The organism is Burkholderia sp. MBR-1, assembly GCF_013822785.1.
GTDB lineage: Bacteria > Pseudomonadota > Gammaproteobacteria > Burkholderiales > Burkholderiaceae > Burkholderia > Burkholderia vietnamiensis.
This window is the reverse complement of the sequence record NZ_CP053612.1, coordinates 102,851-114,270: the sequence shown is the minus strand read 5'-3', so window position 1 is coordinate 114,270 and position 11,420 is coordinate 102,851. Positions and strand designations below refer to the sequence as shown.

Sequence of the window (11,420 nt, the reverse complement as noted above, 5' to 3'; positions counted from 1 at the left end):
GGGAGGATGAAAAAGCCCTGGTTGCCGAGATACTGGCAAGCGCAGGGCGAGAGGTCGAATCTGAGCGACGATGCTCAGTGGTGCCCGATGGAGGCCTCGACTGTACGAACCTGCTTGACTCGAACGCGGCCGCATGGCGCGACTATCGAATCCGAAAGCACGAATGTGCCCGATCCAATCAACTTCACTGACGCAGGCGCGTCTGCGAAGTAGTCGCGCAGGTACGACGTCGCCAACTCGTCGGCCATGTTCTGGTCGCGGGATGGCAGCACGACTATCACATTCGTGACCTTCCCAAGATGGGATTGGGACAACAGCCACGCATTGCGCGGGCCGTCGGGCTCTATGACGAGGCGGTCGACGGTGCCGGCGGTCTCATGTCTTGCATTGCCTCCGATGAAAGTGGCGGTGTCACGACCGGGGTACCACGCCTGGTCATGCGTACCGTGGATCGGGTCGTTTCCTTGGAAAATCCCCGAGTCGACCACTGCAGCGCGCTGATAGAACGCACGGGTCTGTGAACGATTTTCGATTGAGAACAGCGTTCCAATGTCCAGGTCGTGGGCAACGACAGCCAGTTTCGGCGGCACGCCCTCCCCTTCCAACAAGTAGACTGCGCTTCGCATAGTTGCCTCTCATCAAATGTCTGAATCAGCTTGGGTAACTCCGGCGGATAGGCTGGTGCGCCGTCAAGCGGAAGGTCTCGGGACGAATGCCGCGCGAACAGCCATTCGTGCGGGCGTCGGACAATGTTCTGCGTTATTCGGCTGATGCAGACCGAAATCAACGATCGACCACTGCAGTTCACGAATACCGTCGCTTTGCTGGACGAGTAGTTTGCCGAGACTCATCGTCAAGCCGAAGGCAGTCCACTTGGGGTCGTCGTCGGTGTTGATGCCGCGCTCGGTATCCACGAGGGCGATACGGATCACCTCGCCATCGGTCGTGTAGCCGAAGAAGCCACCGTCAACGGGGCTTCCGGATGCATCCCGATAGACGACTGCGACGGCTTCGGCCAGAAAGAGGCCATCGGGTGCGCGGAACACGGGCTTCAGCAGTTTCGACGTCAGCGATGGATGACATACATCCGGTGGCAGTTGGTTCAGTAAGCCGTGCTCCATGGCTGTCGCGGATATGGCCGGCAGCGCGATCTCGCGTATCACGTGTGTCATGAATTTCTCCAGGCTCGGGTCGGGATATCTTGGCAACGAGGACTCGATGCCGAATGGGGGTTTTCGCATGCGGGAAATCGCGCCGATGGCGCGCCGCGACAATCGCCGGTGCACCTGAGTTGGACAGGTACTTCATCCCGCTCAGTGCTGGACTACTTCCGCTTCAGTACGCCCTCGAGTGCGGCTTCGATCTTGATCCGATCGTCGGCCGGCACACGAAACAACATGCAGCGCTTGAGTGCGGGCAAGAGGGTTTCGAGCTGCTTCTTCGGGTCGTTGCCTGCCCGGTGCACGTTCATGGCCCATCCATCGAGCAATACCCGCGTAGAGATGGCAACCCCAAGCTCGGTGTTCTTCTGCGCGTTTCGCGTTGCCGTTACGACATCCATCATGACTTTGATGGTTCCCGCTTGCAGGTTGGGATACATCGCGCTCAGGATCGCTTCCTCGGTCACCCGATCGAGATAGTCGAGTTCCAGGCCGAGCAGAAACCGGTCCAGCAAGGCGTCGTTCTGCCGTTTGACGCCGCGGTACTTCGCGGTGTCCACGCCGTTGAGCGCGTTGCCCGTTGCTGCGATTCGAAAGTTGATGTGCGGATTGACACGCTCGCCGGTCTGCGCGATGTAGTAGCTGCCGCCGTCCAGAATCGTGTTCAGGCCGCCGACGATCTCGGGCTGAAGGAAGTTCATCTCATCAAACAGCGCGATCTTGCCTTCCCTCATCGCGCGAATCACCGGGCCGTCTGCCCAGACCATCCCGCCGTTTTCATCCAGGACCCGGTTTCCGATGAGGTCGCCGAGTTCCATCTGACCGTGGCAGCTGATCTTCACGACACCCCAGCCGCAGCGACTCGAAATCTGCTCAACCAATGTTGTCTTTCCTGATCCAGTCGGGCCAGTCAGCATGAAGTTCAGCTTCTTGACGTTTTTGCGTGCGTCGCTGTTGATCCATTGCTGCGCGCAGCGAATCGCGTCCTTTGTCACGACGTAGTGGGGATTGCGATCGGGCGTATCTTCGGATCGCGCGGTGACGCGAATGCGCGCTGCTTCCCGGCTTGCCTTCGGGACCTCGATATCGAAGATCTCGTCGATATAGGCGAATTCATCGGAATCGCCAGCGGGTTCCGCAGCGACAGATCTTTCCAGCATTGCAACGTTCGACATGTTCCTCTCCTTGTGACGCGCCCGGATCGGACGCTCGATGACAGTGCGTAGAGAAATGAGAGGCGAATGCCGGAATCCTGCCGTCGCACGTTAGCTCAGCGGGCGGCGATTGGGCCGCCACCGCGATCGCATACGTTACTGAGGTGATGGTGGGGCAATGCAGTTCGTAGGGATTTGCGGTGGTGGATCGTTGTACTCGATTTGAATGAGAGCCCATGCCTCACCAGACCCGCCCACCTGCAGATAAAGTCCTGTCGGAACATCCCCACCCTTCGTAAAGTCACTGGTCAGATCGATGTAGTCTTGACCCTGGGACTCCGGGACCGGGACGATTTTGATCTGGTCGATGCCTAGCGTACCTGGTGGAATCTGCAATCCCCCCCACGCATTGTGGAGTTCGCATGCGCCGGCTCCGCCGTAGTAAGACGTGTTGAACCAACCCGACGACGCAAACACTTGACGCCCGTTGATCTTGATCAGTGCGTGATCGTCCCAGATGACCTGGGTTAGGTGGGCCTGGACGATGAGTTCCGGATGGGTAACTTTGAAAATCCCTTCATGGCTGAAGAGCGCCTGGCACATTTGGCCGTTGATGGTGTGGAACGCGTAGTAGCCAAGATACAGCTGTACGCAATGCTGCCCCACGGTTGGCGTGCAATTGCCAAGTGGCGTACTCTGGGGGAAATCGGTGTGTGTCGTTGTCCATTGGACCACGTTCTCCACGGGTTTCGCAGGCGGTGCGTAAACCGGGATGCCGCTTGGATCCAGATAGCACTTCGGTTGAGTCTGAGTCGCGACAGCGCGGACTGCCTCGAGGTTGTTGTTCTGGGCCAGTTGCCGTGATCGCGTCGCCGCGTTCTGTTGCTGGTCAACCATCGGTGCGCCGGAGTTCGGCATGTAGTAAGCCATGGCGCTATTGGGACTGCTTGCCGCCGCATTGACTTGTGTCCCGCTCTGGGGAAGACCATAGCCGGTTTGCTGCAGCATCTGCGTCCACTCGCTCAGGTCGATGCGTTGCCAGTCGACCTGCCCGAGCTGCTGTGGCGTGAATCCGCCGCAATCAGGGTTGTCGTCTGGTCCGTAGCCGTTGTTGCCTGCCCCGGGATAGAGCTGTGCTTTGATCTGCTGCCCAAGGATGCGTGTGATGACTGAGCTGTAACAGCAGGACTTTGTTGTTTCCTGGAGGCATACGCCGAGGAAACTTGTTGCGCAATACGTATTCATGTTTACGCAGACCCGATTCTGCTTCTTGACGCCGACTTGCAGTTCATCCGCGGTACATTTGGTCGCGAATTGCCCGATCATTTTCGCGGCGGAGTAGTACATCATCGCCGTATTGAAGTAGTCATAGGCCTGCAGTATCTGCTCGGCCGCTTCCTGTCCAACGACGCTTGTGAGTGCGTCGCTGACCATGGAGCTTAACGAGCCATCGATAGCCGGAACATCGCCACCGCCAGATACCATGTCGAAGTCAAATGCTTCAGTGCCCATGCCACTCCCAAGCGCCTGTGTTTCCATGCCAGCGCCAACGGCTGAGGACGACAAGGCACTGCTGAGGCCGCCTTCGATCTGCCCCGCCACGTTTCCGACGGCGCTCGTGAAGTCATCCGCGAGCTGGGACGCTGCTTCCGTCAAGGGACTTAGGCCGTCCTTGGCCTGCGCAATCAGCTGAGCCTTCAATTCCTTGGCTTGCGGAATCATGTCCGACAACGCAATGAGCGACGTCAAGCTAAGCCCGCTCGCCGAGTTGGCGCCCATCGCGCAACAGTTGTTCGTCAGCCCTACCCCCGAACCCAAATAGTTGTTGCAATAGTTTTCTGTGCCCACGAATACGACAGGTGTGCAGTTTTGTGGATAGGCGTTGAGATCGGGCGCTGTGGCCGCGACCTTGCAGGTCGCTGGCATATTGGCGAGCGTGCCCGACAGATCCTGTACTGGGCCTCCGTTGCATGTGACCGGAATCGGCTTTCCGGTTTCCTTGCAGATGTCCTGTGGACCCATGATCGGGATCATGCAATCCGTTGTCGTGCACGATGGGTTGTTCGGGTCCGGCTGATAGCCGGTCACGACCTGTACTTGTGTTGGTGTGCACGTATTGGCTTGGCTCGGGGGCTTTCCGGTCTCCGCGCACACCATGCCAGCGTGGATCGCATTGATCATCTGCGTCGCAGCAGCGAAACTCCCGAAGTCAGCATTGGATTCCTGCTGTGGGTTGTGGCAAGCATTGCCCAGGCAGCGAACGGCACCGCCGCACACCTGCGACACTTTGCCGGATGCATCGGTGGTCGATGTGCATCCTGAGAAGAGACCACTGAGGAGCCCAGGTTGCCCGGCTGGGTCAGAGCCACCATTCATGGTCTGCAGGCTGTCGGCGGCACCCGAGCCGAGCGTCGTGCCAAGATCCCGGCTCGTGCGTCCGCTGTTCGCAGAGTTATACAACCATTGCGCGGGTGAATCGCTATTGGGATTCGATGCGGCGGCGGCCTTGTCGTTCAGCTGCTGTTGATAGGCGTTGCTCTGCAATGCACCTGCGTTGTTCGATCCGCCGTAGCTGTTGGTGTATTGCTGTAGCTGTGATGCACCGTACTCGGACGGAATTGCGTCGTTCGCGCAGACCTGCCCTTTCGTCGTATCGCAGTTCGCGCTGCCCGACGGGCCGTAGCTTGCGGGCCCCTTGGCGAGACTATTACCCATCTGGACGAAATTGGATTGCCCGGGCGCCCCGAGGATGATGCTTTGGGCATCCGAGTAATCATCGGCTCGCGCGAAACTCGACCCACCGAAGTACATGCCGGCGAGAAGAACGACAGAAGCTACGAACCGCCACGGATGCATCGACGCCATCAGAAAACTCCCACACAACAGTCAACCCAGCGCCACAACATGTAGACCTGGTCCTCCCCCGTACCGGGCCGCGTGCGCCAGTCGCCCCACCGCATCGTGGTTTCGCCAAGCCGGTGTGCACACCGGCCGTTGGTGACACTCCCGAAGTCGATGACCTGCCCCGACGAGCTGGCTGCCCCTGGGGCTGTCCCGGGACCCGTGTTGCCCGGGTTGTTCATCGTCGGGCTGACCTGCGCCGGTTGCCCGTTCGCACCGAACCCGCCGGCCATAGGTAGTCCGCTTCCGGCCTCCGGGACGGGAAACATCATGGATGCCTTCCAGGCGGATTTTTGCAGCGGCGGGGAAAAGACCGGTTGGCACGACCCGGAGACGACGTCGTCGCCGAGTGTCCGGTTGGCGAGGCTAGACGTCGGCATCTGGCTGAAGAGCATCATTGCCCGCGCCATCACGAGCGAGGAGTTCTGTACCTGATCGGACATGCCGCCAAAACCGTCCATCGGAAATGCAGAACCCCAACAACCGATCGCCCAGAACATCAGATCGTCGGATTGCGGCGAGAGCCCCGAGCTGGCGAGTGCGCAACTGGCCGGCAATGCGAGCATCGCGGCAGGGTTGGCAAAAATCGCCGTCTCCGGATTCATGTAACCGGCGAGCTCGGGCTTATCCCATCCCGGAATCTCCTCGGACGAGGCGGCAAAGTCGATGCCGATTGCGCCGTCGGGATTACACGGCACGTTCATCAGGTGGAGGATCTGCATCAGCGGGAACTCGAACATGTTGAACTGCCGCAGTCCGGATTCCGATGGATCCGAGTCGCTGGATTCGCCACCAAGCGCTGGCCGTCCGAAATTGCTGATGCCGTTCGGCAGAGCGCCGCCGCTGTCGATTCCGTTGGGCGGGGCGCTCGTCAGACTGATGCCCCCTAACGTCGGCGAGCAATACGGGTACCGGGTCGTCTCGATCAGCTTGTCGGGCATCCAGAATCCGATCGTGAATCCGACGGTGGGGAGGATGCGGCCGCCGCCCTTGCACTCGCAGAGGATGCTGCGGCTCGCGTTATAGGGAGCCTCGATACCGTCTGCGGGATGAAAGAAGTCGATCCCAGCGATCCGCAGCGGGAAAATCGACGACCAGCAAACGCCGTCGAAGAGATTCGAGAAGATCTTGCCGTCGGGACACGACAGATCCGCCATCCCGAGGCCTTGTGCGTGCGCACCGCGCAGGGGCACGAAATACCCAATCACTATGAAAGCCGTGAGACACAAGGCTTGGCGCAGATATCTGGTCATGACCTATTCGCCTCGAGGCGCTGCACCGGGCGCGAATGTCGTGATGAGCATGCTTCGTCCTTCCTGACGTACGAGCGTCGGCACGGCCTTGATGTCGAACCGCGTGGCCGCGCGCTCATCCAGCGGAAACGTTCGTGTTTTCAGCACGCCCCACGTGGGATTCCCGTCCCCGTGCATCGCATTGCGCGTCACGAATACGAGGGCGCTTGGGTGTGCCTTCACCTGGGCGATAGCCCATTGCATTTGCCACGCGTCGTATGGGTCGAACGCCAGAACCACGTAGGGAAACGGTTGGAGATCCAGCGGATTGATCGCGGTACCCTTACGCGCGAGAAGCTGCCCGTTTGCGGGGTTCACGACATCGCGACTCAGCACGATGCTCGGATCGAAGAGGTGCGAGTCCGTACGTGAGGCGCGTGGCATCTCGATGCCATCGAACGGCCGTTGACGGGCGGATGCCCGCGCGTTGGCGATCTGCTTGTTCCAGTCGATCGCTGCCATGCGCGTACGGATGACGGACAGGATGTCAGGTTCGGCGATCTTGTACGTGTTGCCGACCACCTTCCCCGCTCGACCGCGTTCGATCTCCGCGATCGCGCCGTCGACCGAAATCTCGCCCGTCAGCTTGAACCACTTCCCGTCAGCGGAGCGACGATGGAGGGTGACGGGCACCACGTCGATGCCATACTGCTCAAAGGCCTGGGGATAGACCAGCACGTTGGCTTGCGGCTTGTTCTTGGGCATCTGCGCCATGATCTTCCCGACGAGCTCGCGGAAGTTCGGGGGCGTCCAGCCGCGGACGACAAAGGCGACGTCGCTGCGCCCCGAGGCCTGTGCAAAGAGCGCCTCAAGCGAGCTCTGCGGCATCGAAGTCGAGATAAACACGACGGTTGTGACTTTGGCCATTCCCGCGCCATCTGGATTCCCTTCTCCCGCGGTCAGGTTCTGGATGTAACGCTTGCCGGGCGCCAGTACCTGCTGGGCCTCGGTCAAAACGTGTGCGGGAACGCTCGAGCGCAGCGCCGGCACGTCGGCGAGCGTGCCGCCCTGGCCCGCCGCCAGGCGTTGTCCCTGTCGGTCCAACGCGTTCGCGAGCGCCGGATCCAGTTCACGTGGGTCTCCGGTCGTGAGCGGCGGCAGCTGCATCGCCGGGGCAGGTGCACCCGCGCCTGCCCCGCCAACGGCAACCGCTTGGTGGCTCAAAATCGCCGTCAGCTCCGCCATTTCCGGTCCGAGGGTAGACAGATCGACGGCCGGCTGCTGCGCAATCGCGAACTGCGAAGCCGCCCACGAAACGGCCCAACACGCGAGGGCAGTGCGTCGCTTACAGGAGAACGCTGAGCGTGCCATCGACTTGATCCTCGTGAATAACTCCCCAGTAGCGGGAATCGAAGCTGCGGGGTTCGGTGCCAAGCACGAAGATCTCCCCCTTTCCCACTGTCAGGTCGCGATCCCAGTAACCGGGCGGCTTCTGCAAACGACGCAGACCGATTGCAAGCGAGCCCCAGTACTTGCCGTTCACGTACACCCGGTCCTCATGGACGGAGATGCGATCGCCGGGAAGGCCCACCGCCATCTTCGCCATGGGCGTCCCGTCCTTGAAGAGCGGCGCGAGGCCGCGGGCGCGAAAACGCACGATATCCCCATGGTGGATCACCGTACCTGGGCCGCTGGCCGGGACATAGACATCCCATGGCAAACAGGCGACGTCCTGCGCCTCGAAGTAGAGTTGCGGCACGATCCCGGCATGGACAGCGAGCGAAAAAGCCCCAAAGGATAGTGCGCCGGCGAGCGTCACCGTCCGGTTCCTGCGCGGCAGCTTAGTCAAGATTGCTAGCGGATTTCGCATCAGACGCTCCTGAAACCGGGGATACGGGCACGGGGGTGCCCGCGGCCGATGAAGATGGCAGCCCGGCCGCCGCAGCGGATGCCGCGTCGGGCGACGTCGCGGCGAAGCCCAATTGGTCGCGCACGCGCGCGGCATTGGCCGCCCGCTGCGCCACGTCTCGCGCCGGTGCCTGTGCAAGCTGCTCCGAGAGCGCGAGCTTCGCGGCGATCGCCGGCGTAATGTCGACGGTTTTCCCGGCCGAGAGCACCGCGTCGTTTTTCAGGACGGTGACGCCCGATCCCGAAAGCAGCGCCAGTTCTCCGTGCAATGCCTTGATGAACTCGGCCATCCCCGCGCTATACGCGACCGGGTCCTTGGTCGTCTCGAGTTGGAGCTGCTTGGCACTCAAAAGCGCGTCGACGTTCAGCGAATAGATCCGTTGTGCAGCCGGGGGCGGCTGATAGGTGCGGTACAACGCAAACGCACCGAGCATCACGGAAAAGGCCACTGCCACCTGCACCCAAAGCGGGACGCCTTCGTCGACCGGATGCGGCACGCTGGGCTCGTGAACAGTCTCGGGCCGCGCTTCTGCGGGTTTGGCCGCACAGGCGGCAGGTGACTCGGCTTGGACAATGGGTTCGCTCACGCTTCGGCTTCCTCGGCAATAAATCGATCGACGGCTTCGATGACGTTCTCGCCGCGATCGACCGCGTCGAGAATCTCGGTGCGTTCTCGACCTTCGGACGAGAACAAAATCTGGTTGAATCGCGACTCGACGAGCCGGGCAATGCCGAGGCCCACGGGCGAATAGAACGCGATCTCGGAATACCCGTCACGCCCCTTCTTCGTATGGACCGTCTTGAGCAGGTCGAATGCGGCGTCGGGCAGGTCGAGCCATTTGTTGGTGCGCGCGAGTTCAATTGCCTCACCGGTCTGCTGCATGATCAGTTTGGTTGCGCACGAGGCCGCAATTTCAGCCCCGTATCGGCTTTGGTAGAGCTGCGTGAGGTTCTGCATCACGATGCCCATGGAGCCCTTGTGCTTGCGGATCTTAGATGTCATCGCGGCGACGAACTTGGCAAATGCGTCGATCTTCAACAGGTCGCCGCACTCCTCCGCGATCATCATTTTTTGGCGGGTTTCGTCGCCGCGGAACATCTGCTGCTCGACCGTGAGCATCAACTGCAGGAGCACCACTTCCTGGAGTATCGGGTTCGCCTCGAGGCCCTTGAGCTCGAGCGTGACGATCGGCGCATTGACCTCGAAGTTGTTCCGTCCATTGAACCAGCTTCCATATGGGCCGCTGCGGGAGAACGGGTAAAGGCGTCGCGAAAGCTCGATTGAGATCGGGTCTCCGGTCTGCTTTCTCAAATACTCGATCACGTTCTCGATCATCATGTCCGGACCGAGCGCTTGCCACGTGCTAGTGATTGCCTCCAGGATCCGTGTCTCTTCTGCATCTGATACCGAATTCCGCGGGGCGGCCATCTTGCAAACCAGCGCGGTTAGCATCCCTACGTCCTCTTCAAAGTCAGCGACGCGCGTGAACGGGTTGAGGCAGATCGCGGAATCCCGATTGAATTCGATGACCTGACCACCCGCGGCCTGCGTGAGTTTGGTATGCGATCGCCCTTTGTCGACGACCCACAGCTGCACGCCCATCGACAGGTAGTCGCTGAGGAAGCGCTCGACAGTGAACGACTTGCCGGCCCCCGCCTCCGCGAAGAGCAGCCAGCTAAAGTTGCTGTTGTATCGCGAATCGAAGAAGTCGTAGCGGAAGGGCCGCATACGACGAGTGTGCAGCAGAATGGCATCCCCGTAGCCGCCCCAATCGGACAACACAGGCAAGAACTGGGCGCCATGCTCAGCGCCCATCGTCTTGAATCGGTGTGTCTTCGAAATCGATGCCGGCGATGCTTGCAACGGCAATTGATTGAAGAAGGTCGGCACGGTCAGGTATTGTTCGCCGAATGCTTGTGCCTGTAGTTCGCTGTAGTAAGAGGCAATTTGCGCCGCGCGCCGCTCCAGATGCTTGTGTCGCCGCGAGAAGAGCGTCAATGTCGTGCCGACTTCGATCGCTTGTTGGCGGCGCTCCAGCGCGGCGCCCAAGCAGTCGTGCCCTTCCTTCTTCGCCTTCAGCACGGGAACCCACTTCAGCATTGGTCCGAAGGCCTGGTTGTTGATCAACGTGGCGGACGCACGGACCTTGCTGATCTTCGTGGATTGCTCGGGGATGTGGAGCGTTGTGCACAGTGCGTACGGCAGACCGATCTGCGTACCATTTCCGTCCGGGTCTCCGCCAAGTGCATTGGCAAGGCCAAGATCGGCCCACTTGGGAAAGCGATTGACCGCAACGGTGCGGACGAACGTATGGGGCTCGCCGGGTACCGAGATGCGCAACATCTTCCGATACGGCACGATTCGGGTGCCGGGCGGGACAACCTGCTTACGCAAAAACGTCTCTTCGTCGTAGTGGTAGTCCCAGGTGCCAAACATCCTGAAATATCGGCGAAGTACCGCCAAAAAGCTGGCGGGTTCCAACGCCTGCGTGGCGATCTTCGCCGCATCCAACGTGCCCTGCAATTTCTCGCAATAGCTCGAGAAGTCGGCGAGGTCTTCTTCCGACGGGTACGGTATCCCCGAGAACGGAATCTGGATCGTGACATAAAGGCGAGCGTCGAGCGTGAGCGCGTCATTCATCCGCAGATGAGGCACCTTCGTGCCCCCCTTGATGAATTCAACTCGTTTGCCAGCTAGCGCGCGCGCCGTTTCTGACGCGGGGTTGCCGTCGCGCGAACGTGCGGCCTCATACGGCTGGCAAGGCTCCGTGACGTCCGGCACGCCCATCTGTATGAATTGCAGCATCGTGCCGGGCGGATACTGTTCGTTGAGCACGCTGGTCAGGTTGGTTTGCGTACGCTCGTCCGCTCCGGGCAAGAGTGCGGCTTCGAAGACTGCCCCCAGCGTGCCGTTGTCGAGAAAGTAACGCGTGGCGGAATGCGCGAGCGGGAGCAACAACTCCGAGGGTGGCGTGCGCTCGAGCATCGCCACGATGCGTTCGACTGCTCCCATGCATTCACTCCTGGAAATTGGTCGGTATGCCGAAGGAGGTTCGCATGTGACT

The 11,420-nt window shown here is 60.6% G+C and carries 9 protein-coding genes; all 9 read right to left on the bottom strand.

Annotation, left to right across the window (positions count from 1 at the left end; translation table 11 throughout):
* Positions 1 to 74: 74 nt before the first annotated feature.
* The 9 genes from MBR110_RS30230 to MBR110_RS30190 all read right to left on the bottom strand — a co-directional run bounded on the left by MBR110_RS30230 (position 75) and on the right by MBR110_RS30190 (position 11,368).
* The gene (locus MBR110_RS30230; RefSeq protein WP_181709998.1) at positions 75 to 590 is read right to left on the bottom strand and encodes a hypothetical protein; all 516 of its coding nucleotides are present in this window, start codon (positions 588 to 590) and stop codon (positions 75 to 77) included.
* A 99-nt stretch (positions 591 to 689) separates the two neighbouring features.
* Complete coding sequence (locus MBR110_RS30225) at positions 690 to 1,172, bottom strand: hypothetical protein (protein WP_181709997.1); 483 nt, start codon at positions 1,170 to 1,172, stop codon at positions 690 to 692.
* 152 nt (positions 1,173 to 1,324) lie between these two features.
* Positions 1,325 to 2,335, bottom strand: a complete 1,011-nt coding sequence (locus MBR110_RS30220; RefSeq protein ID WP_181709996.1) for an AAA family ATPase — start codon at positions 2,333 to 2,335, stop codon at positions 1,325 to 1,327.
* Between the two features lie 135 nt (positions 2,336 to 2,470).
* A complete protein-coding gene (gene traN, locus MBR110_RS30215; RefSeq protein WP_181709995.1) occupies positions 2,471 to 5,179 on the bottom strand; it encodes a conjugal transfer protein TraN in 2,709 nt (902 codons plus the stop codon).
* Complete coding sequence (locus MBR110_RS30210; protein WP_408913056.1) at positions 5,179 to 6,468, bottom strand: TraU family protein; 1,290 nt, start codon at positions 6,466 to 6,468, stop codon at positions 5,179 to 5,181. Before MBR110_RS30210 ends, traN begins: the two co-directional genes overlap by 1 nt.
* A gap of 3 nt (positions 6,469 to 6,471) precedes the next feature.
* Complete coding sequence (locus MBR110_RS30205) at positions 6,472 to 7,692, bottom strand: TrbC family F-type conjugative pilus assembly protein (RefSeq protein ID WP_258570044.1); 1,221 nt, start codon at positions 7,690 to 7,692, stop codon at positions 6,472 to 6,474.
* A 100-nt stretch (positions 7,693 to 7,792) separates the two neighbouring features.
* Positions 7,793 to 8,266, bottom strand: a complete 474-nt coding sequence (gene lepB, locus MBR110_RS30200) for a signal peptidase I (RefSeq protein ID WP_258570043.1) — start codon at positions 8,264 to 8,266, stop codon at positions 7,793 to 7,795.
* Between the two features lie 22 nt (positions 8,267 to 8,288).
* Positions 8,289 to 8,942, bottom strand: a complete 654-nt coding sequence (locus tag MBR110_RS30195; RefSeq protein ID WP_181709994.1) for a hypothetical protein — start codon at positions 8,940 to 8,942, stop codon at positions 8,289 to 8,291.
* A complete protein-coding gene (locus tag MBR110_RS30190) occupies positions 8,939 to 11,368 on the bottom strand; it encodes a TraC family protein (protein WP_181709993.1) in 2,430 nt (809 codons plus the stop codon). The genes MBR110_RS30195 and MBR110_RS30190 overlap by 4 nt, the downstream gene beginning before the upstream one ends.
* Positions 11,369 to 11,420: the final 52 nt, after the last annotated feature.